This window comes from Tolypothrix sp. PCC 7712 (genome assembly GCF_025860405.1).
Lineage (GTDB): Bacteria > Cyanobacteriota > Cyanobacteriia > Cyanobacteriales > Nostocaceae > Aulosira > Aulosira diplosiphon.
On record NZ_CP063800.1, the window covers coordinates 1 to 23,004 of the forward strand.

The window sequence follows — 23,004 nt, forward strand, 5'->3', positions numbered from 1 at the left end:
GAAGCACGCCTTAAACACCATTTTTACTCAGTCTGTCCCGAAGTCCCGAACTGTTCCGACCGTCCCAGAGCTTTGTGAGTTAAGGGTTTTCTACTGGGACGCTTGTTCCGAACTGTCCCAATAACTCTGCCCGTCCCGAAGCTGCATCTGTTGAAACTTTTTCAGATTTTTGATATCAAACTTGCTATCAAAACCCCATTGTGATGTTTACACAAAATCAAGCCTTGGAGGTTTTAGGAGATCTTAGTGACATAATATATGGATATAAAAGTCCAATGAGCTTGTCTGGTTTGCCCACTGGACACTTCAATGCTGTTGCTAGTGACAGTAGAAATCGGGAAATATCGGTTTGTTTTGACTCAATCTCGAATTAATTCAAACATGAGCAAATAGCAACAATACTTGCTCCTACTGCTATTATTGGGGCTACCCAATAACTACCACCCATTATTAAGGGGATCGCTACGAACCCTAGCGATAGAATTATCGCTACAGGTTTTCCACCTGATTGCAAGATTGGAGCAGCAATATCCATCCAATGTCGAACTGGAGCCTCTTGAAGTTTTTCTAAAATTTCTTGAGGATTTTTTAAAACTTCAATCAACACTTCTAAACTATTTTCGCTTTTATTACTAGCAGTTTCTTCCTCAAGTGTTGTCGTTAAGCTTTCATTTTCAGCAATTTCGACTTGAGATTTTCCCAATTGAGGATCTGAGTTGTTACTAGGTAGGGGGTTGCCATTATAATGAAAGTTTGGCATGATAACTGAAGCAGCTCCTTTGCTGCGCTAAAAGTGAAATTTCCCTGATGCTGTCCGGAAAAACACTATCAGGGAGTATGTAATAACAGCGAAGACCCCAGCGAAACACCTTAAGCACACTGGGGTCTTCGCTGTTATTTAAATCATACTCTGACTAATAATAGCGAGTCAAGTCATTATTTATAATATCTGCCTAATTTTAGTATATAACATGATCTACGTATTTTTACTAGTAATAATACGGATTTTTTTGTCAAATGTATCTATAAAAAAATCACAAAAAGTTTAGAAAAAGCATTAATATCTTTGTAAAATCTGTCTTTAATAAAAATAATAATAGTCTGAAAGTCTTACAAAAAAAGAGTTTCAAGCAATCTTTAATGTTTTTTTATGTTGTATACTCAGTGATAATGCTTAGAAAAACTGAATTAAACTAAAAATGCGTATTAAAGTTGGTGTAGAAGGACGAAAGCGGTAGCGTTGCCGACATAACAGACTTGCCTGCATAAGCACCATGACAGAGATAAGTACTCGCACAAAATTAAATATATTCGTTGAGGGAGGGAACAGGGAACAGAAAAACCATGTGTGTAATTAATTCTGTTTAGCTACTTATCAACCCTAGTTGCAACATTTTGGCGGCGGGACACGCTGTTACAGTCTGTGGAGCGAACATAAGACCTTTGGGGCATCAGTCTCTTGTGCAGTTGCACAAAATCCGTAAGGGAAGGAAGCAGAAACCCTTCCGGGTCCGTGCGCCTAGCGATGCCCTAAGCCGAGCGGGCTTGATTAGCTAAAGCCAAAAAGCTAATTTTATAAAATTAGCTTTTACTAAAAAGCCAAAAAGCTAAATTAATTAATTGACAAAATTATTAAATGAGCTTAAGCTAATTCGCTAATTTAATAAATTACTAAAAATAGAGATGCTGACAATTACCGTAAGCTCGTTGAGTGGCGGTCAGGGCAAGACTACAACTGCCCTGTTCCTTGGTCGGCTGCTATCACGTCAGGGGTTCACTACCTTGATGCTCGACTCCGACCCCCAACATAATCTCACTACCTATCTGGGGTTTGAGTTGTCACCTAACCAACCAACCCTATTGGAGTTTTTGAAAAAAACAGTCGCAGCAGAAGACTGCATCTACCCGACATTAGATAACGACAATCTGTTTCTCATCCCCGCCGATGACCAACTTGATACCGTACAAGATTATTTATCTAACAGTGGAGTTGGTGCAACCTTACTCAAGCGGCGATTGGAAGCCATCAGCAACATCTTCAAAGTGTGCATTATCGATGCCCCACCCCAGAGATCGCAAATTTGTTTAACAGTGATTGGCGCAGCAGATTTTCTCATCATCCCCGCAGAAGCATCGGTTAAAGGTTACGGTTCCCTAGTGCGGACGCTCGACTTACTGAGCGGATTACGCGATGTCGGCGCAACGAATGCTGAAATCTTAGGTGTACTACCCTTCCGCGACCGCTGGTTTGGTAACACTCAAGCGCAAGAAAGTCGAGCGGCTGTAGATGGAATGCGAGATGAAGTTGGGGTTGAGTTAGTTCTGCCCTCAATCCGCGAATCAGAACGCTATAAACAAGCCATCAACAAACGTACAACCCTCTCGGAGTTGGGTTACACCGACCTGGAATATCCATTTGAAATGTTAATCGAGAAAATCCGCACGGATGTTGGGAGCAAATAAAAATGTCAGATAACGTACTTAATCAACTACGCAACAAACGCAATCGCCCAACAGTTACACCACGTCAGGATGCTCTCTTGTCTAAAGAACAGCCCCAAAACCAAGTACAAGAAGAAAACTCATTGCCACAACCCACACCAGGAAAAGAACTTGCCACCCCAACTCCTGCCCCAGGTGACACAATCGCTGAACTTAAAGCCGAACTCGAAAAATATCCCGAAACCCGGCGACATTCGGCAATTGTTTTAGAAAAAGACCTCGATCAGAAATTGACACAGTTTTGTAAAGACAGAGGCATCACAGTTGAGGTATTTTTAGAAGCTGCCTGGACTGTTGCTAGTGCTGATAATACGCAATTAGAAAAAATTACCACGGAAGCCAAGCGCCGCTACGACCAACGCAAGCGGGTTGGGCAAATTAAACGGTTAATCACCATGTTGAGCAACCCGTCGAAGTAAAGACCTTCAACAACCAAAATCTTGTAAATCTCTATGTTGTCGAATTTAAGTACCCATAAGGTATCAAAACCACTTGGTAAATAATGAGCCTCAATACCCAAAAAGAAGATTTTAGTTACGCTTATGTGTATGCCGTCACTGCAACTGCTGGCTACTCCCTGCAAGCAGCCACACGCAGGTTAGATGATAGCGGCATCGACGCTACAATCACCGTACCAGGAAAACTCAACTCCAAGCGTCTGCCGAGATTTGACGTACAAATTAAATCTACATCCCAAGACGTTCTCAAAGAAACATTAATTAAATACCGACTCAGCACCAAAAACTATGACGAACTCCGAGAAGACGACCCCTTTGTGCCACAACTATTAATAGTTGTCTTAGTGCCAGAAGCAGTTAGCGATTGGTTATCCCAAACCGAAGAATCCCTATGCCTTTTTCGCTGCGGGTATTGGCTATCGTTGCGGGGACAACCAGCAGTTGATAACAAGACGAGTATCACTGTGGAGATTAAGCGTCAAAATATATTTAGCCCCGACGCACTCAAAACCATCATGTCACGCATCGCCGTTGGAGAATCCCTATGACAGCTATTTTCCCGGATGTGGAAAAATTCAAATATATCGACCCCCGCCAAGTAGAAGTCTACTTAGTCGAGCATGGTTGGCAGCAACAGCAACGTCAGGGTGATAAAGCTGCCATTTGGACTTTAGACGGTTTTGAAATTCTGCTTCCCCTTAAACCAGAAATTATCGACTTTTCTCGTCGCATGGCGGAAGTCGTGGAAACTCTGGCGTTGGCACAAACCAGATCCCAACAGTCAATTTGGGGTGACTTAATTACAAATGCACCCAACACCACCATCCAAGCAGTCGTCACGCACATTGCCACACCCAACGCAGTAAATCTAAGTGGCGATATCACCATGCTGGGCATCGTGGTTGATAAACTGCGTCCCATCCACACCGAATTAGCTGACCGTGACTACATCCTGGCACTGAAAGCGTATCAAGAACGCTTGCCCGTTTACTGCACGGGTGACTTAATTAAGGACAACGGTAAATTCATTCTGAAAAATCCCCATCACTTTAGCCTGGATGATACCGAATAATGTTCCTACGCCGAGATTAGCATTGACAGAATGAAAGCTAAATATTTGCAGTCATAAACTAAAAAGCGCATTTACTTTCACTATCATTGACGAAAAATATTTCTATATTATGGTTCAAACATTACAAGCTAAAGAAATTACCCTGCTTGACTTAGAAACTAGCTTTGGGCTGCAATTGCTTGAAGATGAGCAACTTTTTAGAGAGTGGCAAGATAATTTACCAGAAATAACCAACTCGGAAAAACAACAACTCGACCGAGTTAAGGCCAGTTATGCCAATTTACTCAAGTACCCTCCGCTGCTGGAAAACACTGTCAAGATGGTGGTGTTGTCTCCTTTATTGGATTTAGCAGATTTTTATCTATCCCCGTTCCATATCAAATCTGAAAAATCTGTAGAAGTTTTTGCTGAAGATGAAGGTGTAAAGGTCAAAGGGCAGATTGATGTCTTAGTTTTATTTGAACAGCTAGTAGTAGTAGTTATCGAGTCCAAACAAGCAGCTTTTTCTGTGGAGGTGGGAAAAGCACAGCTCTTGGCTTATATGCTGGCAGTCTCCAACTCAGATAAACCAGTCTACGGACTAATCTCCAATGGCAGTAGTTTTATTTTTGTGAAATTGATTAAACAAGAAACGCCAAAATATCTATTGTCTCGCTTGTTCTATATTTTCAATCCGGGGAATGAGTTGTATACAGTTTTGCGCGTTTTGAAGCGTCTGGGTCAGTTGGCGACCAATGCCAGTTAGTAGTGGGCGTGTCAGACACAGCAAGGGTTACAGACTTTATAGGTGAAGAGAAAAGGTATTCACGCAACAAATAGCGTCTGAGATGTATACAGCAAGGCACTTTTGAGGGAGGATCTATGAAAAAGCTCCTGATTGCCTGCCGTGAATACTCCTGCGATCACTGACAATTTTAGCCCTGAATCTCTCGCACTGACAGAGCCGCTGCCCATCACGTTGCACCCGGCAGAGGTGTATCTGGCTTCTCTGGGTGAAGGTTCGCGTCGAACTATGAGAGAAGCGTTAAATGCGATCGCTCAACTTTTGACCAGTGGTACTTGTGATGCAAGCACCTTGGATTGGTCAAAGTTGCGTTACCAGCACACAGCCGCAGTTAGGTCAGTGCTGATGGAGAAATACAGCCCAGCGATGGCTAATAAAATGCTATGTGCATTGCGGCGGACGCTCAAGGAAGCATGGCGGTTAGGGTTAATGTCCACAGATGAATATGGACGAGCATCTGATATTGAGTCGGTGCGGGGCCAAAGTTTATTAAAGGGGCGAGAAATAGATCCTGAAGAAATTGCTGCGCTGTGGGATGATTGCATTCAAGATGACTCTACATTGGGTCGCAGAGATGCGGCATTGCTCGCAGTTTTGACGGTAGGGTTGCGTCGCAGTGAGGTAACATTTCTTGATTTGAACGATTTTAAGGCGCGTAGTCGGTCATTAACAATACGCGAAGCTAAGGGGCGGAAGGAACGAATTGTTTACTTACCTGAAGCTGGTGTGCAAGCAGTCCTTGATTGGTTGCTGATTCGGGGGAAAGCACCAGGCCCACTATTTTATCCTTTAAATAAGGCACAGAAAATCATACCGAAGCGGATGAGCGAGCAGGGGGTGTTACGGGCATTGCAACGACGCGGGGAAAAAGCTGATGTGGATGCGTTTACACCTCATGATTTTAGAAGAACTTTTATCGGTAATCTATTGGATGCAGGTGCAGACATCGTCACGGTAGCTAAACTTGCAGGTCATGCGTCGCCAAGTACGACAAGTAAGTATGATCGGCGGGGGGAAGCGGCGAAGAAACGGGCGATTGATTTATTGAATGTGCCTTACAGTAGGCAGAAAAACCGCTAGTTTGAACAGTGAGTTCAGCCTCCTAAATACTGATTTTCAGGTAAAAGTCAGAATTTATTTTTGAAAGCCTTGTATAGCATGGCTTTTGAGAGTTGCATGGCGGCTGGTGACAGCTTGGACACTTTTTTCCCTTAAAGTATGAATTTATATATTACTCCTGTGATAATACCCAGGATGTTCGCAGATGAATATTGCTATAAAAATTACATAAGCCTAAAAACTAAGTAAGTGAGGTTTAACAACCCAACTTACTCTTGACGGTGAACTCTATACTTTAATAAGTTGATATTTTTAATTAAGTAGATAGTTTAAGGACCTCCGTCTGCACATCTTCGTCTAAGAATGACACGACCATAACGTTTTACAGTTAATACTCCAGTTGGTTCTCCTTTTAAAGTGTCTACGGCTATTTGATATTTATAACCCCCACCAGCGCTCCAAGTCATTACAACTGAATTATCTCCATTTTTATAGTATTCATTACCATTATTTAAAACTAAGTCGGGGTCTCTATCTGGTCTACTTGTATAGCTTCCTTGATAAGCTACATATGTTATTCCTGTATCAGAATTATCGTTTGTATATACTAAAAAATCCCTAGCTATGCATTCATAATCTATTGCTTTAGCAGGATGTAGATTGCCAATAGTGCTGACGGAAGTAATTGTTAAAGCCAAAGACAAATTGAAAAATTTTTTCAGATTTTTCATGTTCTGTATGAATACTTGGGTGATTGTTTAATTCAGGTATTTTTCTGAAAATGATATAAACTACATCCAGGTGGGAAATTGGATTTTTTATAGTGTTTAAAAGCTTAAACTAAACGTTTTACGTCTTAATACACCTATAAAAATATTCAGTTATCAACTTATATGAAGCTTATACTCTACATATCTATTTTTTACAAATAAACGTATACAATGTACATCCGTAAATATGCTATATATTTAAAATATCTACTTTTAAACAAACATTATATTAGTAGATTTTAATCTTAGAATATTTGGAGATTGCTACTTCAATTATTTCATATTGATTATTTCTATTTATGACAAGAATCCTTGCAGAGTATTATTATTGGTATATAAATACAAAAATATTATAAATGTATAAGTTCCATAACAAATCTACCGTAAATACTTAGTTTGAAAATTACGCATAACTACTCAGGCTATACAATTCAAAAATACTCTTCACACTACCCTGATTTGACCGAGTGAATAGAACTCAGCCCTATACTGAGAGACCACCAAGCCAGATGGCTAAACTGGGCAGATTCATACCAAGTGAGCGTATACACAAGATAAGCAACAGGTACAGCTTCAATACCGCAAAAAGGAGTTCTAGCAGTCTTCCACAGGCAAAACCCTAACAAAAACGTGTAGATTGCCAGTCCTAGAAATCCTACTGAAACTGTTGTATCTAAAAATATATTGTGAGCCTTATTACTAATTAAAAACCCCGTGTATACGTGACCATCTGTTCCCAAATAATTAAAAGTGAGATCACTCAAACTCTGAATTTTGGCAATAGCAACTTTTGTAAGTAGATAACCCCAATCTCTATCCGTGTAATCTGCTATAAAAGGAAAAGCAATCCCCAATCCGTCAAACCCCCAACCGAAAAGTGGTCGTTTTAAAGTCCCTTTAAAAGCGAGTGCCCATAAATGCAAACGACCAGTGGAAAAAGTTTCCCAGCTTTGTAATGTTTGCATTACTGTACTAGCCTTTAATAATAAATAACCACCAGTACCAATACTGCAACCAAGCATCACTCGTTTGCCTACCTTATTTAAAGCAAAACGCCATAACAAATAGACTACACTCACTAGCAAAGCTAAAATTCCGCCGCGAATCTGAGTGTAGACCAAAGCAGCGCCCATACTAATAAATAGCACCACCGCTAAAATTGATTGCATCCATCGCCACAGCCATGCTAAACCAGTAATTAGTGCTACACCCACTAAGACAAATGCCGCGTATCCTCGGTTAGAATAAATACTAAGAGGAATATAACGTACTTGTAAAAATACTGAAATTGCAACTATTGCACCTCCTATTATTAACCCAAATAATTGCGCTCTCATTAGCACAGGTTGCAGGCTCAACACTAAAGCATTACTTAGCACAAACGCAGCAATTAGCATCCAGTAAAGCCAGCCATCACCTAATAAAGACTGTCCCCATAAAGAACGCCCAGGAAAAGGGCTATACAAAGTTGTTATTAATGCAATTCCTAGAAACAGTGTCCATAAAGCAAAGCCAATTTTCCACACACTGGGGATAATAAAAGAAGCCTTGCGCCAGTAACGGTAAATCACCGCAATATTGACACCTGTAATCAGGAGAACCATTAACACCTTTGGTTGAGTCCAAATTTGGCTGTGAGCTTTCCCCCAAGGATTGATTAAGGTAAGACTAAGGGCAAACAGCAGGCTATAGAGTTGAGGCATTATATCAATACTGAAGACTAAGATGGACAATTGCTTATTTCACTATTGAACACCCATCCTGTAGTACCATCAGGAGTCTGAATATTCACAAATTCAGCAGACTGTTCAATAGCTGAAACTTGAGTCCCACTAGCTAGTGTTGCAATCTCTCTAGCCTCTCTATAAGCACTATTACGTAACTTTGCAGTGATTCTTCCACCTCCTGGAGTAATCAGACGGCATTGCTCTATTACGCCTAGATTGTTAGATCTTGTATAAGATGGAGATGAACTACCATTAGAACTAGATGCACTGTTGAAAGCATTCCGGACGGAAACTAAAGCAAAAATACCTCCCGCACTCAGGATAGCAACCATCCCCAACCTGATAAAATGCGGTAATTCTTTAGGTGAAGGTGAAACAGACGCTGGTAATGGAGATGCCAAAGGGTTTGCTGGCGCTACTGGGATTGTATTTTCCTGCGAGTTGAGTATTTTTGGTACCTGTACAGTTTGTGCTATAGGTTGTGGCGGTGTACTCTGGAAAGGAATCGCGTACTCCGTCGGTGTATAACCAGCAGGATAATGTTGAACAGCAACAGTTTTTACCTGCAAATCTAATTGTCCCAAACGGATATTGCTACCTTGGTCTAACATTACTTCCCCAGTGCGGAAGCTTTGTCCATTCACTATTGGGGGATTACTCTCCCGTAAAGAACGCAAATAAAAACTCTGCTGCTGAGAGCTAAAAAATATTTCTACATGCAGTGCTGATACTGTAGGTGCTGATAAAACAATATCACACTGAGCTGGGTCTCGACCAATACGAACTGTACCTGGATTTTTACTCTGTTGGTTTTCAGTAATTGTTTGCGTTTTGACTTGTCCAATTTCCATCCACTCTAAAGTTAGTTCATGTCTGGAGGTATTAGCAGAATTTGCTTGGACTGTCGGAGTACTAACTGGATTGACTAATTGCTTAACTGCTGACAATGCTTCATCTGCTGTCTGGTAGCGGTCTTTGAAATGGTAGCGCGTCATTTTATGCAATATGTCACATAACTCTGGACTCGCTGCTACTAAATGTTGCCAGAGTATTTCTCCTGTATCTGGGTCTTCCTGAAGTTCGTGTGGATACACTCCTGTTAATGCTTGAATACCTATCATCCCCAAAGCGTAAATATCACTGCTGGGGCGTGGTGTACCTCGACTTTGTTCGGTTGGCATATAACCAGGAGTGCCAATAGCTACAGAGATGCTTGCTTGTGACCCCGGCATTACTGATTGGTTTCGTACTTGCTTGATTGCACCAAAGTCAATCAAGACTAATTTGTTATCTGCAATTCGTCTGATGATGTTGTCAGGCTTGATATCGCGATGGATCACCCCTTGGCTGTGGACAAATCCTAAAATGCTCAAGGACTCAATCAGCATTTCGGTAATCTGGCTTTCAGTCCACCTTTGTCCTGGCAATAGTTCTCTGCTTAGGGTATGTCCATCGATCAATTCTTGCACTAAGTAAAAATCTTTGTTTTGTTCAAAGTAAGCCAAAAGTCTGGGTATTTGGTCGTGGCTGCCCAATTTTTGTAATGTTTCGGCTTCTTTCTCAAAGAGTCTTTTAGCAGTTTCTAAAACTGGAGGTGCATCACTAGCAGGTTTTAGTTGTTTTAGAACACATTTAGGGTTGCCAGGGAGGTGAATATCTTCGACAATGTATGTTTTCCCAAAGCCACCCGCACCCAATACTTGGAGGACTTTGTAACGTCCTGCTAGTAAATTACTGATCATCTTTTTAGAGTAATTTTACAAAATTGTTCTAATTTAATCTTTCCCAATTTACCCAAATAAGTTATGTAATTGATGTGTTATTTATCGTTGTTTCACTATGCACATTGATGATTTTATATGTTTTTTAATTTCTCTAATTTCTCTCTAGCATCAATAACAATATAAAAATTGTGCCAAATAGCCATTAATGTAGACAAAAACAAACCTATTTGGAACTGATTCATATTTCTACTATAAAATAAAAACCAGCAAATATTGATTAATATGTATTTGACCATTTTTCTCCAATTTCTAGTATAAATATAGCCTGCAAATGGGAAAAGAGCACTTAATATAAAACAAATAAATAGATTACAACTTGCTACACTTTTCAATTGTTCTTTATTTAATGACATCGTTCTTTAACCTTTGTATATACTCAAAATATAGATTGATTTAATACTTAATTAAAGCTTGATAAAATTCTGACGCAATAAAAATTTTAAGGTTAAGAGACTTCCATTTTTCAAAAAAATATCCCATCGCATTTAGGCAGGTAGGGAGCAGGAGGGAGGAATAGTGCAGAAAAAGGGATAATTTATTTTTTGGAGTTCCCTACTCGATTTTCTATTCCACTGATTCTCAAATCTCTAATGACACGCTTGAAAAATAAAAATTATGAAAATCGTTATAACTGTTAGTCCCCATGCTTTTTCACGGTCTCTCATTACAGCATAAGAAAAACAAAAAATCGGTATACCTAAAATAATTAATCCTAAAACCAACTCAGGATTTATCAATTTATTATTATTGAGAAATCTATATGTATTGGTTAACTGAGTCAGCGTAATAGCAAACACTGATTTACTTTGGTGAATAAATACTAAAAAAAAAGTTAATACCAAACCTATAAAAACATAAGTAATATTGAGAATATGTTTGATTTTCATATTGTTCTTCATGTTTATTCTATATTTATCTAGGTATTTCTAATTATCTTGGCTCTAATATAATTAGAATATGTCAGAAAAAAGCTAGATAGATTGAGATAAACATACATAAATATAGCTATAACTATTATCGGCTGCTTATCCAAACGATATCTGCCTAATTTAGAAATTTATTTTATATTTACTATAAACTTTAAAAAATCCATCAAAAATGGTATATTTACCAGGTTTTTTACATAGTATTTCAAGCATTTACGTAATATATCGCAGGATATTTAAAATTTTGTAGAGTAATGTTCCTAATTTGATATCCGAGGAATCGAAAACTGCTATTACTTTGAAAATTTATAAAAATAACCGCATCTTCTCGGATGTTTATCACTGAATTTTGCCTATAAAAAAGAAATATGTTCAATATGACCAGTTTTTACAGATTACATAAAATAGAAAACTACCAAAGTATTTATAGGTAAAAATGAAAAAACGCTCAAAATTTTGTGCAGTATTCTTTACTTTAGCTATTTCTTCAATCAACAGTTTTTTTATTCAGAGTCCAGCTAAAGCATTTGAAGACACAACTTACATATGCAACACTGGGAAATATTTGGTATTTACAAGAGAGAATGAAAATAATCAACTAGTATACACTGCTTTTCAAGGGTACTTTGATTCAAACGGCTACCCAGAGCAAGATCCAGATTTGATTTTATACAATGGTAGTCTTAGATATATAAATGATGGAAATCAGCAGTTGATGACATGGGCATCTAATAGAGGTTATGTCTATCAAGTTATCGCACCCACCTTGAAAGCTGAAGTCGAATTACCGAATTATTTAATTGTAAAACGCAATGGTAGAGTAATTTTACGACAGAAGTGCAGATAAATAGATAGCGATCCCAATTCAAATAAACAATTGTAACGGTTATGGCAAGCAAGGAAACTAGCTTTAAATAATAGTTTAGATGCATCTGCTTATATCAATCTGTAATACCATCACTCAAGCAACTCTTAACAAATAGGCGGCGCAGCGGAGTGTCTGCCGCTGCCTGCAACAAATTGGTTGGCTCAACGAGTGGATTTGTGGCAGTGGCAGACACCGCCTATTTGAGCGAAGCGGTTAAGAGTTGCGCCCCTTATTGGAGCAGGGGGAGGGAGAAGTAGTTTAAAATTTTAGAAATTTAGAGTTATTTTTCCAGAGAATTTTTTTCATTATTATCTTAGTTCAAGAGCTAAAAGAGTTTTCCTTACAGGAATAATTATTTATCTCGGTTTCTTTTGTGCTGCTGCTTCTTTTCTATTCTCTTTTCTCCCCTAGCCTCCCCTGCACCCTCGCTCCCCCTGCTCTATTCACCGGGATAATCCTCTATTCTGGGTTCTCTGCTGCTGTCGTTCTTGTTCTATATATTCAAGCAATACCTGCTTGGCTTTCTGCCAAGTCTCAATATCTGATTGCCTGAGTTCACCTATATTCACCAGGGAATACTCTAGCTCGCCCTGATGGTTACGGTTGACGTTGACACGAAAAACCTCACCTCGTTCATCATGAGTAAATACTAATTCTCTACCCTGTTTTGACAGAGTGGAGTGTTTAAATCTCAGGCTATCTTTATCAGTACCCTTAAGTAGATGATTGATTAGCTCAACACCAACAGGGACAGCTATCGCTAATAATTCTTTCCTTAACTGCTGTTGTTGTGGTCGTTGTGCTTCAAGCTCTCGTTGCTGTTTGATGAACTGAGATTCAGCAATCAATACCAATGCTCTTGCTTCTTCTTGACTCCAGAAGGCAGGGCTGGCTTTTAGGATTTCTTCCACTTCTGGGGCAGTTTTTCCATCTTGTAGCGCGCTAACAGCAACTTTTTTATCTCGGTCTGTAACTAATTCATTTTCTAGTTTTACACTGTAATATCTGTATAGTTCTAAAGATTGATCTGGGGTTATAGGAGTTTTAGTTTCAGCTATAGCTGAAGATTCTTTGGCATTTACTTTGGGATTATCTATAGCTTTAGGAGATAATGACTGTTCTATTACTAACTGATTATTTTTAGTAATTGGGGCTGATTCTAACCAAGTATTTAGGCGTTTAATTTCTGCATTATCCCTTTCTGGCTTATAGCTTACGCCTAATTCTGACTGAAGTTTGGTAAATGAACATTTATATTTATTGAGATTACCTCCCTGTTTCCACAGCAGTCGAGGGGAGCCATCGTCATTAACTGAGCCTATATCAATGCCAAACTTGATGCCTCTGACTCCACCGTGACTGTAATAGCTAACGACAGCTTTGACTTGATGTTCTGACCATAATCGCTGGATAAACTCTGGCATTGTGGGCTTATTAACTGCGACTTGTTCAATCGCCCTTCGCATTATTTCTTCGCCTGGAAGTCCATCACGCTCTACTCGTTCTAGTTGATTGCGAGTCATGGCTTTACGTTTACTCTCCCAGCTACTCTGCACTGGTGTGAGGTTATATTCTCGCTCTAGTAATCGTGCTGAGTGTTCTGAGTAAGCGTAGTTATTCCAGGTACGAATAGATTTACCGTCTAGGTTATTGACTCTGGATGCAATGATATGAGTGTGGTCGTGTTTTTTGTCTGAGTGTCGGGCTATGAAGAAGTCATAAGCGGGTAATTCTGTTTCGATAAATTCATCAACTAGCTGGTTTAGCTTGGTGTCTGATATTCTTTTATCTGGTTGTTTGACTTGGGCTTCTTCTCCTTTAAGCCGCGATAGGACAATGACGTTAGCGAAGTGGCGTTGGGAGAGATTAGCTAATTCGTCATCATTTAGAGTTCTGTCAGTTTTTGGGACTGACAGCATTAGGTGATAGCAGGGGTCTTTTAGTTGGGGGTTAAGGTGGGCTGATAAGGTGAACTGTTCAACTAGTTTATCGATGGTAGAGCCGTACATATTGCCACCAATAATCTGGGCTTGCTCTTTCTCTAGTACGTATTTAGTAGTGCCGCGAAATGATTTATTAGCTTTAATTTTGGTAATCATTTCGCTAATCCTCGTCTGAGATGGGTTGAGATAAGCTGGCGTGAGTTTGTTCTATGAGGGCTGTTAGTTCTTTAATAGTTTGCAGATATTCTTGTACATCACTGGTCAGGGGTTGGCTACCAATTTTTACGGCTTCGTTAATGGCTCTGGTTTGTTGGTTGAGGTTATTACCAATCTTTTTTAGTTCGTAGATGGCTTGTCGATTAACTTCGGGTATAGTTAACTTTGGTTGTGGTAGAGGATAGTCAAATAATCTGGCTCTGATATAGTCGCTTTGCACTACTCCATTGCACCGTTGCTCTAGCCTTGCTTTCTCGGCATAGCTAACTCTAAATGTGATGGTTATCTCTCGCTTTTCTTCAGGCTGTACTGAATGATTACTTAGTACATCGGCTAGTTGATTACTAAGATTAGTGCGAGGATCTAATTTTGTCATAAACAAGTTATTTGGTGTACGACAATGGGGGTTTGGGGGAGACCCCCAACAAGCAACCACGCCTCTTTTGCGAAGCAAAAGGAGCGCCTTTGGCGCGTTAAGGCGTATTGCTTGCCTCTGTCTTCGCGCGGGGGTATGGGGGTGGCGTGAACCAGGGGGCTACACGCGGATTTGGGGGAGTACGTGACTTTGGGGCACTGCGGGTAAAGTGGATGCATTGACCCGGTGTAACCGGGAGTCATGGTCTGTTAACCAATCCGGTGAGCGGTGGGGTTATGCTGGGATTTGATGACCTGTTACTGCTTTTTACACTAGTCTAGTGTACTTACTGAATAACCTCTTTTTGTTTCTCTGAGTCACATGAGGACAAGAATCTTAAAGTTTTTTGTGCGAGAGTTTTTTTACAATGGGATAATTTGTTACTACCAAAACTAGGGTGTAGGATGTAGGGTGTCGGGTATAGGGCAAAGAGCAAGGAGCAAAAAATCATCTTTTTGTAGACCCTATTCCGCTACATACATGGTTCAATCCCAAGAGTTAATTGAGAGAAATTCCCCTACACCCTATACCCAATACCCCACACCCTTATTCTCCTAACTATGCCCCGTAAACCTAAAACTGTTCCTTTATCCAAAGTAGAAGATATCCAAGTTAGTCTTAAACAAAAGGCGGCTACTCCTAAAACCATTAGTCTTCAGGAGTTGGTCAAAAGTTTAGCTAAACCTATTCAGGATATGTTGGATGCTGGCTACTCTTATGAGGACGTTGCTCTTGTATTCCAGGGACATGGGGTGGAACTAGCACCCAGTGGTATTAAGAGTTTTCACAAGAGAGCTTTGACAACAGGTGCTAATACATCTGGTGAGAAATTTCTTGTTACAGGAGAGGAATTAAACTCTTCTTCATCTGAACAATCAACCTCACAAGAGATTTCTCATGGTGATGAGTCGTCTAGTTCATTGCCCTCTACAAGTAAACAATCTTCTAATTCCACAACTAAAACTACTAAGCGCAGAAAAGCGGCTGCTAAGGAGTCAGAGGATAAATCAGAACCAACTAGCTACCAAAACGGCTTAGCTTTTGTGCCAAAAATTTACAGTGATGATGAAATATAAATGGCTAACTATTTCCAACAAGGAGTAGTTGCAAAATTAATGATTAATAGAATGTAAGCAATAGCTTTGTATGTCGTAACACACAAATAAATTGTAGTAACCGGGACTGAGTTAAATCCAAAACCCCCAGCAACAGCACTGCAATTAAATTTTGAGTGCCTTAAATAACAGTATTAAATAGGGTGGCCGCCGAGATACGGATACCGTTGGCGAAACATTACTTAACATAAAAACGCCGATTTTACCGCGTATTACATGGGAGGGGTAAACCCTCATTCCCGTGTATTACACGGAAAGAAAAAAATTAAGTTAGCTGCCTCAATTATCAATAAACTAGAAGAAATACTTGTGGAGGCAGTATATGTGCTTACATCCTGAAGAAATTCCTCCTATTCCCGATGAAACGGTACGCATAGCCAAGGCCGCATTCCCAAAAGGTAATTTATATATGCGACTGCGTGATGAACTTGGGGTATTTTATCAGGATGAAGATTTCGTATCACTGTATCCACAACGGGGTCAGCCAGCGCAAGCACCTTGGCGGTTAGCGATGATACTGGTGATGCAATATCTAGAGAATTTATCTGATAGGCAAGCAACCCAAGCAGTGCAAGGGCGGATTGATTGGAAATACGCTTTGTCGTTGGAGTTGACAGACCCCGGTTTTGACTTTAGTGTTTTGAGCGAATTCCGCGACCGATTAATTACAGGTGGAGTTGAGCGGCAAATACTAGACTTGATGCTGTCGAAATTTCAGCAACTCAAACTACTCTCAGCAAGGGGAAAACAGCGCACTGACTCAACCCATATATTAGCTGTAGTCAGGGAACTAACAAGACTGGAACATTTGGGGGAAACTCTGCGTTATGCCTTGAATGCTGTGGCTGAAGTTGCACCCATTTGGCTGAAGTCATTAGCTCCCGCCGAGTGGTATGACCGCTATAGCAGACGCTTTGAAGATACCCGATTGCCCAGAACGGTTTCAGAACGAGAAGTTTTAGCTCAGACAATTGGAGCCGATGGCTTTTATTTACTCGATAACATCTATTCCCAAACTTCCCCCACCGAACTACGACAACTGCCTGCCGTAGAAGTCTTGCGTCAGGTTTGGTTACAGCAATACTATGCACCAACAGACACTCTTGAGTTACGCAACGAAAAAGATGGGCCACCGGGCGCAGTACGAATTCGCTCTCCCTATGACTTAGAAGCGCGTAACAGCACCAAACGCACCACTAACTGGACAGGGTACAAAGTGCATCTGACAGAAAGTTGTGATGAAGACTCACCTCACATTATCACTCATGTAGAAACGACTGCTGCCACAACTCAAGACGTAACAGTTGTTCCCTCAATTCACGAATCTTTGGGAGAAAAAAACCTCCTGCCTCAACAGCACTTGGTTGACCAAGCATACACATCAGCACAATTACTTTCTAGCTCCGAGCGCGACTATAACATTGACCTGCTGGGGCCAGTAGCTCTCAATGTTGGGTGGCAAGCAAAGGCTGGACTAGGATTTGATTTATCTCATTTTCAGATAGATTGGGAGCAGAAAACGGTCTATTGTCCTCAAGGTAAGCGTAGTTACCTTTGGAAGAAGAATAAAAATTTTTATGATAAACCCCTAATTTACGTTGAGTTTCGGCAGCGTGATTGTTTGGCTTGTCCAGTTCGCAGCCAATGTACTCGTGCAAAAACCAACCCGCGCGGGTTAAGCATACAGGTGCAATCTGATTATGAAGCTCTTCAAAAAGCTAGAGAGCGACAAAAAACTGAGGAATTTCAAAAACAGTATCAGTTGCGTTCAGGCATTGAAGGAACTATTTCTCAAGGAATCCGCGCCTTTGAAATGCGCGATTGTCGTTATATTGGGCTAGCTAAAACTCATCTACAGCATATTCTGACTGCTGCCGCTATCAATCTAAGTCGAGTTTTCGCTTGGTTAGAGGAGATACCAAGGGCTAAAACTCGCTCCTCACACTTTGCAAAACTAGCTGACTCTACTATGTGCTAGATAATACTTGTTTAGACTGGTGCTAAAACATCAATAAGATTTAAGCCTAATACCGTGTATTACACGGAAAAGCATCGTCATTTCCCGTTACACTTACGATGTAATACACGGGTGAGGTTATGTGGAAACGAGATATTCAGGGAAAGTTTGCGCTTAAAAGTGATGACTATCGTGAAGTACGTTCTTTACGACTAACAGATGATACCTGGAAAGCACTTGGTATTGCCTCTGAATGTTTGGGTTTAACCAGGGCTGACTATTTAGAACATATTGTTAGGCAGAACACCACCCCTTGTATTACACGGGAAGATTCAGAAATTTTAGCTCCCCATCAAGAGTCAAACGAACCGCAACCGAGTATTACACGGCAAAGGGAGTTTCCTCTAACATCTGATACTGAGCGCGAAAGACAGTCTGTTGCGTTGCCAACGATAAGAGAACTTGAAATTTTACGCGATCGCATTTTGTCCCAACTGAAGTTAGGTAAGCAAGCTACTGGGTATAAAACTGCTCAGAAGGTTCTCAATCGTTTCATTGCTGAACTAATCGGTTCAGTTTAGCTGCTTAGGGAATTCGCCAACGGTATCCGTATCTCGGCGGACACCCAAATAATGCTGCTAAATGCATTTAGCAGCACTAAACACAGTATTAATAATGCTAGATGCAGTATTTACAATGCTTTAACCAAGCAAAATACTGTAGTTATACATTGCTTACACATTGATTAAAGGTAGAGACAATGTATGGAAGATGCTGATAACAAGAGTGTACAAGTCACGACCTATTTACCCAAGGATGTGCATGAGCAACTCAAGAAGTGGATGGGTGACAATTACCAACGCTCTGTCTCCTCTGCTGTCTCGCTGATTGTCGAACATTTCCTGCAAAAAGACGGTCGCCCATTAGGAAATACCGACCTTAGCCCTAGAATGGCAGCGCTAGAGCAACAGAATCTCCCATCCCGGCTGGCAATGCTAGAACAGCAGATGCAGCAGCTAAGGGAAGCCCTCATCGCAGCTGGCGCTATTAGCCTGGCGAGTGGGGTTGAGGAGCATCTGGCAGAGAATACCAGCATTGAGGGCGGTCAGTTTATCTACTCTGTTAAGGAAGCCAGGGAGGGGTTAAGTAAAACGGAAATTATGCGTCGTCTAGACATAACCGCTACTACTTTAAAGCGGCTGGCAGAAACCGAGAGGCTATCTGAGGAGAAATATTTGGTGAAAGTTACAGGTTGGCAGTTAGGTTCTGGTGAGCGCCCGAAATTTTTCCCGCCGCAGTCCAATACTCAAGGGCAGGGTTAGTGAAAAAAGCTTTTCTCAGTATGGCTAATTTTAGGTAACAAAACTGTTCAGTGTGCTATGTCAGTTTTATGTGAAATCTATGGTAAATCCAGGGGATTTTCATGTGAAATCTATGTCAAATCCATGTGAAATTCATGGGATGAAAAACTGTCCCTACATGGAAGCTCTGTTAAATCCTTGGTAAATCTATGGTGGTTTTATGTCAAAACCATGTTTATGGAATATCAAGTTTTTTTGATTTGAACCCTCGCACAGTACGCAAAAAAGTTTTGCCCGTTTTTTTTGAGCCGGGAATAGTTAAAAACCGTTGCCACTACAACCAGCACTGCTTTTGCACATGGGCTATACATGAGGGTGCAGTAATTATCATGCACACTTTATGTGGGACACCTTATTAGCACATTGTTTATGCATGGGTTAGCAGTATTGTTTATGTACTTACAATGCGTTGTACTGTAAAAGCACTTTGTAAATCTAGTAAACAACAGTAATTGTTATGCGTAACTGCTGTATTTCCAGGTAAAAGCACATTGTTAGTAAATGAGATAGCCGTGCTAGCAAGCTGCCCCAACAGCATATATAAAATATTGGGGGTTTTTGGGTTTCTGTGGATTGGATTGGATTACTTTACTTGTCCAGTATTTGTCCAGTAAATTTGTTTATCTATTTAATTACCGTTAGTGGACGTGACGAAAAATTGGCATTTTGAGGCTGTTGGTGGGTCAATTGTCACACTGTTAAGCTTTCCTATGGCATAAAAACCTGTTCTCTCCGGAACTCAGCCATGAGGAAACTAGCCGTAGTCTATTAGCTACAACTGGCACAGTTATTTAGTTAGGTTTAGGGTGAAAAATTGTGATTAAGCCTGGGGTTTCTCCAAAGCCAGCCAGTTCTGGAAGATTTTATCTCGTCCATCGTCACCGCCTACCACACGGTAAACCCGCTGGCGCTCACCTGTCCCATCTCTGCCTACATATTTCAATGACAGCCCTATCTTAGAGAGCAATCGCCGTAAGATGACAATTGGGCTGTCATTGTTACTGAGGGTAATACCGAGTACAGTTTTTACCTGCCACTTCAGCCTCAAGGCTTGATTAGCAATCTCTACCAAATCGGCATCAGTTCCCCGGAGTTGTCGGTCATCGGCGATAAAATTGGGGATGCCCAGCCATTCTAAGGCGTGAATTACCAAACCCAATTGACCGCCGTTAAAATCCGGTAGCCAGGCGCTCTTAGCTTGCAGCATTTTTTCACCCAGTTTGCGATCGCGGTCAGCAACAAACTCTCTGCCTATGGTGAGATAATAATGCAGCCTCAGTTGTGGGTAATAGCCAGCATCGTCCTTTTGCACCAGTTCTTTTGTAACTTCCACGCCATAACGCTGCTCTAGTTTGTATTTGCGCTCAATGTGGCGTTCAGCAGTGGTTTTAGAGCGTTGTTGTTGCAGTGCTTCATATTTAGTGGGGGTCATTTGGCTAGTGTCAGTAGCAGCGACATCCTCACATTCCCCGTCGTAAAGTTCATTTTTTTGGGTGGTAATCTCTTGGTCTAATTTCTTCCTAGTTTTGTTGTCATAGACATCGATAATGTTGTGGCCTTCGTCGCCTAACCCTTGTAGAACTGACTCACGGTAATGAATCATGCCAGCGTTAATCCGACAGCTCATTTTGCCAAAAATGTTGAGGGCAGTGCGGTTAATGTTGATTTCCGCGCCGTCGATGATCAATGAGGCATCTTGCAGCATCTTCAAGTTAGCCTGAAAGCGTTGATGCTCACTGGCAAGGAGTGATTTCAGGTTCATAGCTCCGTTGCCAATCTTCCCAAGTCCATGACGGGCAACCCACAAATGGCGCGGTACATCCTCACGTACACGGGCTATAGCTTGGCGAGTGGCATTTTCTGGGGCAACCCCCATAAAGCACCCCCAAACGCTGGTAAAGTGCTTTCTAATGTCAATGCTGACCCCTGTGCCAATGGATGGGGATGCCAGTACAATGTCATACTCTAGCAGCACTTTGTTGAGTCGCTCAATGCAGCCATAAGCTTCTTTTTCGGGGTCGAGAATGGTTTCGGAGTCAATGCGGAGTATTTTACTGTCGGGGAATTGTTTCTTTAACCTTGCTTCTAAGACTTTGGTGCCCCATTTGGATTTGGCTTTTTGGCAGTCAAGGGCAATAAAGGGTTTACCTCCATCTGCGATATGGGCTTCTAGGGCAGCTAGCCAGTTAACAGGTGTAGTTTGATTGTAGTGGTAAATATTCCAAGGTTGTCCTTTCCAGTTGTTGACTACAACCCAAGGGGTAACTTTGGTTTCTGCTAGCCCCATGACCATTTCAGCGGATAAATCAGATAAGTCAGCGTCAGCGACGATGATTCTCCCACGTCCTGGGGCTAAGGCATTTTTGAATAATTGTGACAATTGATTAAGAACTTCTACCCGATGCTTTTTGACATCTGTGTTGGCAGAGAGTAAGTGCCAAATGACTTGTTCTGATTCGTCAATAATTACTAAGGGTTCTCGCCAGTGGATGGCGTTAAATTTAGCTTGACCGTTGGGGTGTAAGCTGTCTACGCACAGGGCAAAGCCGAGTAAAATCCCGGTTTCGCTGTTTCGCACTTCGGTGATGTAGGGAATGCCGAGTCTGTCGGCTAATGCTTGGGCTAATTGTACCCTGTGGGATAACAGTAGTACTGGTTGACCGTTGGAGATCGCCTCGCTCACTATGGGGACAAATGACTCGGTTTTACCTGAACCCTTGGGGGATTTGAGTAAAATCAGTTTAGCGTCATCAGGTATGAGCAATTCTCCTAGATAACGCTGATTTATGGTCTGTGCAGCATTATAAGAAAGTAGGCTGTAGCCTTTGACCTGCCATTGTTCTAAAGTAAGTGCTTGTCTTATGACCTCATGAGCAACATCTGACCCCCTGGCAACGATCAGGTCATCAATGCCTTTTTCTGGGTAACTCCACTCTGTAACTAGAACTTGACAGCCACACTTGGTTAACAGCTTTGTGGTTTGGGCGATGGCAATGTTGACCCGTTGGATTGTTTCTGGTTTGGTGTCGTGGTCAAAGCAGATGATGAATTTACGCCCCAAGGTGGCGAAGTGTTGCAGGTCGGGAATGAGATGTTTTTCGCCGATGGGTTGCCCAAATTCATCTTTGGGGCTGCGGTAGCCGCCGTTGACTCCGGGGAGGGCGATTGCGGCATAGCCCAAAGTCAGCAACGCTCCGGCTTTTTTGGCTCCTTCACAAATTACAAGGGGGATGTTATATTTCCATACCCAGTGCCAGAAACCATTGGTTTTATCTTCATCGCTGATGGTTTTTTCATAGCGTGCGGCCACAACCTCCCAGATTTCATCCGGTACAGCTAGGAAGAATGCCCTGGTTGGCACTCGCAACGGATGTTCGTATTTGATGACTTTATGGACTTTGTTCGGGTCGCGCCTGGGATGGTTGGGCTTCATGCAGCCCCACTGCATGGGGCTTTCATCGTTGAGTGGGTCAATGCCACTGCACCACCAGGAAAGTCCTTCGATGTGGCGATACTTCTTCAGTACGCCGTCTCTGAGTCTTCCATCGTTACGGCGGGGGACGTTTTGACCGTAGAACAGATAGTCATAGGCATCTGTGCCTGAGACTGAAATAACGTTTAATTCAATAATTCCAGGGTCAACAGCACTGGCTAACCATTCATTCCAGTGGGTTTCTTCTATGTCAGAGGGGTGGGATATCAATTCGTATCCCCCCATAACTTCATTTGATTGAAGTTCGTAGTTGCTATTTATCACAGATGTTTCCCTCAAATACGTCATTTTCAGTATTTGGAGGGGGTTAAAGCGCTGCTACACCTGTTATCTATGAGATTTACTGTTTTGCTTATTTAGGCTTTCTTTTTTGGGCTATCAAAAAAATTGATAAAATTTCTGGTCAAAATCGTCCAGCAGAAATTTATAAATTGCCACAGCAACTCATATAATATGAGTAAGCAGCGCGGACTAATCTCTTTTACCAATCAGTGGTCATTAGCTTCCAACTTAACTGCCACTTCTTTGGATCTGTAGAGATAAACCCCGCTTCC

The 23,004-nt window shown here is 41.4% G+C and carries 19 protein-coding genes; 11 read left to right on the forward strand and 8 right to left on the reverse strand.

Annotated features, from left to right (window positions below):
* Positions 1-370 precede the first annotated feature (370 nt).
* On the reverse strand, positions 371-703 hold the full coding sequence (locus HGR01_RS41620; protein ID WP_155539672.1) for a hypothetical protein: 333 nt from the start codon (positions 701-703) through the stop codon (positions 371-373).
* Between the two features lie 980 nt (positions 704-1,683).
* On the opposite strand from HGR01_RS41620, the gene HGR01_RS41630 reads away from it, so the two are divergent.
* The 6 genes from HGR01_RS41630 to HGR01_RS41655 all read left to right on the forward strand — a co-directional run bounded on the left by HGR01_RS41630 (position 1,684) and on the right by HGR01_RS41655 (position 5,896).
* A complete protein-coding gene (locus HGR01_RS41630; protein ID WP_045874680.1) occupies positions 1,684-2,463 on the forward strand; it encodes a ParA family protein in 780 nt (259 codons plus the stop codon).
* Positions 2,464-2,465: 2 nt separating this feature from the next.
* On the forward strand, positions 2,466-2,921 hold the full coding sequence (locus tag HGR01_RS41635; protein WP_045874679.1) for a hypothetical protein: 456 nt from the start codon (positions 2,466-2,468) through the stop codon (positions 2,919-2,921).
* Between the two features lie 83 nt (positions 2,922-3,004).
* Positions 3,005-3,508 carry a DUF4365 domain-containing protein gene (locus HGR01_RS41640; RefSeq protein ID WP_045874678.1) on the forward strand — a complete coding sequence of 168 codons (504 nt, stop codon included), beginning with the start codon at positions 3,005-3,007 and terminating at the stop codon, positions 3,506-3,508.
* Positions 3,505-4,032 (forward strand): hypothetical protein, encoded by a 528-nt coding sequence (locus HGR01_RS41645; protein ID WP_045874677.1) that lies wholly within the window; start codon positions 3,505-3,507, stop codon positions 4,030-4,032. Before HGR01_RS41640 ends, HGR01_RS41645 begins: the two co-directional genes overlap by 4 nt.
* Positions 4,033-4,141: 109 nt before the next feature.
* Positions 4,142-4,777, forward strand: a complete 636-nt coding sequence (locus HGR01_RS41650; RefSeq protein WP_045874676.1) for a restriction endonuclease subunit R — start codon at positions 4,142-4,144, stop codon at positions 4,775-4,777.
* 141 nt (positions 4,778-4,918) lie between these two features.
* On the forward strand, positions 4,919-5,896 hold the full coding sequence (locus HGR01_RS41655) for a tyrosine-type recombinase/integrase (RefSeq protein WP_045874675.1): 978 nt from the start codon (positions 4,919-4,921) through the stop codon (positions 5,894-5,896).
* Between the two features lie 308 nt (positions 5,897-6,204).
* On the opposite strand, the gene HGR01_RS41660 is transcribed toward HGR01_RS41655, so the two are convergent.
* From HGR01_RS41660 to HGR01_RS41675, 4 genes are all read right to left on the reverse strand, one after another.
* Positions 6,205-6,606 (reverse strand): hypothetical protein, encoded by a 402-nt coding sequence (locus HGR01_RS41660; RefSeq protein ID WP_045874674.1) that lies wholly within the window; start codon positions 6,604-6,606, stop codon positions 6,205-6,207.
* A 488-nt stretch (positions 6,607-7,094) separates the two neighbouring features.
* A complete protein-coding gene (locus HGR01_RS41665) occupies positions 7,095-8,348 on the reverse strand; it encodes a hypothetical protein (protein ID WP_081584170.1) in 1,254 nt (417 codons plus the stop codon).
* Positions 8,349-8,365: 17 nt separating this feature from the next.
* Entirely contained in the window at positions 8,366-10,114 is a 1,749-nt protein-coding gene (locus HGR01_RS41670) for a protein kinase domain-containing protein (RefSeq protein ID WP_045874673.1), read from the reverse strand.
* Positions 10,115-10,743: 629 nt separating this feature from the next.
* The gene (locus HGR01_RS41675) at positions 10,744-11,043 is read right to left on the reverse strand and encodes a hypothetical protein (protein ID WP_045874671.1); all 300 of its coding nucleotides are present in this window, start codon (positions 11,041-11,043) and stop codon (positions 10,744-10,746) included.
* Between the two features lie 475 nt (positions 11,044-11,518).
* Between HGR01_RS41675 and HGR01_RS41680 the strand changes: the two genes are divergently transcribed.
* Complete coding sequence (locus tag HGR01_RS41680) at positions 11,519-11,929, forward strand: hypothetical protein (protein WP_045874670.1); 411 nt, start codon at positions 11,519-11,521, stop codon at positions 11,927-11,929.
* 464 nt (positions 11,930-12,393) lie between these two features.
* Here HGR01_RS41680 and HGR01_RS41685 read toward each other — a convergent pair whose 3' ends face one another.
* Together HGR01_RS41685 and HGR01_RS41690 are read right to left on the reverse strand one after the other, a co-directional pair.
* Entirely contained in the window at positions 12,394-14,049 is a 1,656-nt protein-coding gene (locus HGR01_RS41685; RefSeq protein ID WP_045874669.1) for a relaxase/mobilization nuclease domain-containing protein, read from the reverse strand.
* A 4-nt stretch (positions 14,050-14,053) separates the two neighbouring features.
* On the reverse strand, positions 14,054-14,485 hold the full coding sequence (locus tag HGR01_RS41690; RefSeq protein ID WP_045874668.1) for a plasmid mobilization protein: 432 nt from the start codon (positions 14,483-14,485) through the stop codon (positions 14,054-14,056).
* Positions 14,486-15,084: 599 nt separating this feature from the next.
* Between HGR01_RS41690 and HGR01_RS41695 the strand changes: the two genes are divergently transcribed.
* The 4 genes from HGR01_RS41695 to HGR01_RS41710 all read left to right on the forward strand — a co-directional run bounded on the left by HGR01_RS41695 (position 15,085) and on the right by HGR01_RS41710 (position 18,918).
* Positions 15,085-15,600, forward strand: coding sequence for a hypothetical protein (locus HGR01_RS41695; protein WP_063749855.1), 516 nt, complete (start codon positions 15,085-15,087; stop codon positions 15,598-15,600).
* Positions 15,601-15,961: 361 nt separating this feature from the next.
* Positions 15,962-17,617, forward strand: a complete 1,656-nt coding sequence (locus HGR01_RS41700) for an IS1182 family transposase (RefSeq protein WP_045874667.1) — start codon at positions 15,962-15,964, stop codon at positions 17,615-17,617.
* A gap of 119 nt (positions 17,618-17,736) precedes the next feature.
* Positions 17,737-18,177: a hypothetical protein gene (locus tag HGR01_RS41705; RefSeq protein WP_045874666.1), complete on the forward strand. Its 441-nt coding sequence runs from the start codon at positions 17,737-17,739 to the stop codon at positions 18,175-18,177.
* Positions 18,178-18,360: 183 nt separating this feature from the next.
* Positions 18,361-18,918 (forward strand): hypothetical protein, encoded by a 558-nt coding sequence (locus HGR01_RS41710; protein WP_045874665.1) that lies wholly within the window; start codon positions 18,361-18,363, stop codon positions 18,916-18,918.
* 859 nt (positions 18,919-19,777) lie between these two features.
* Here the strand turns inward: HGR01_RS41710 and HGR01_RS41715 are convergent.
* Positions 19,778-22,714: a plasmid replication protein, CyRepA1 family gene (locus tag HGR01_RS41715; protein WP_235623143.1), complete on the reverse strand. Its 2,937-nt coding sequence runs from the start codon at positions 22,712-22,714 to the stop codon at positions 19,778-19,780.
* Positions 22,715-23,004: the final 290 nt, after the last annotated feature.

What these genes read in the sequence shown, in the direction of transcription:
- HGR01_RS41630 (WP_045874680.1), top strand. Translation starts at nt 1,684, where the DNA reads ATGCTGACAATTACCGTAAGCTCGTTGAGTGGCGGTCAGGGCAAGACT.
- HGR01_RS41635 (WP_045874679.1), top strand. Translation starts at nt 2,466, where the DNA reads ATGTCAGATAACGTACTTAATCAACTACGCAACAAACGCAATCGCCCA.
- HGR01_RS41640 (WP_045874678.1), top strand. Translation starts at nt 3,005, where the DNA reads ATGAGCCTCAATACCCAAAAAGAAGATTTTAGTTACGCTTATGTGTAT.
- HGR01_RS41645 (WP_045874677.1), top strand. Translation starts at nt 3,505, where the DNA reads ATGACAGCTATTTTCCCGGATGTGGAAAAATTCAAATATATCGACCCC.
- HGR01_RS41650 (WP_045874676.1), top strand. Translation starts at nt 4,142, where the DNA reads ATGGTTCAAACATTACAAGCTAAAGAAATTACCCTGCTTGACTTAGAA.
- HGR01_RS41660 (WP_045874674.1), bottom strand. Translation starts at nt 6,606, where the DNA reads ATGAAAAATCTGAAAAAATTTTTCAATTTGTCTTTGGCTTTAACAATT.
- HGR01_RS41665 (WP_081584170.1), bottom strand. Translation starts at nt 8,348, where the DNA reads ATGCCTCAACTCTATAGCCTGCTGTTTGCCCTTAGTCTTACCTTAATC.
- HGR01_RS41670 (WP_045874673.1), bottom strand. Translation starts at nt 10,114, where the DNA reads ATGATCAGTAATTTACTAGCAGGACGTTACAAAGTCCTCCAAGTATTG.
- HGR01_RS41675 (WP_045874671.1), bottom strand. Translation starts at nt 11,043, where the DNA reads ATGAAAATCAAACATATTCTCAATATTACTTATGTTTTTATAGGTTTG.
- HGR01_RS41680 (WP_045874670.1), top strand. Translation starts at nt 11,519, where the DNA reads ATGAAAAAACGCTCAAAATTTTGTGCAGTATTCTTTACTTTAGCTATT.
- HGR01_RS41685 (WP_045874669.1), bottom strand. Translation starts at nt 14,049, where the DNA reads ATGATTACCAAAATTAAAGCTAATAAATCATTTCGCGGCACTACTAAA.
- HGR01_RS41690 (WP_045874668.1), bottom strand. Translation starts at nt 14,485, where the DNA reads ATGACAAAATTAGATCCTCGCACTAATCTTAGTAATCAACTAGCCGAT.
- HGR01_RS41695 (WP_063749855.1), top strand. Translation starts at nt 15,085, where the DNA reads ATGCCCCGTAAACCTAAAACTGTTCCTTTATCCAAAGTAGAAGATATC.
- HGR01_RS41700 (WP_045874667.1), top strand. Translation starts at nt 15,962, where the DNA reads ATGTGCTTACATCCTGAAGAAATTCCTCCTATTCCCGATGAAACGGTA.
- HGR01_RS41705 (WP_045874666.1), top strand. Translation starts at nt 17,737, where the DNA reads ATGTGGAAACGAGATATTCAGGGAAAGTTTGCGCTTAAAAGTGATGAC.
- HGR01_RS41710 (WP_045874665.1), top strand. Translation starts at nt 18,361, where the DNA reads ATGGAAGATGCTGATAACAAGAGTGTACAAGTCACGACCTATTTACCC.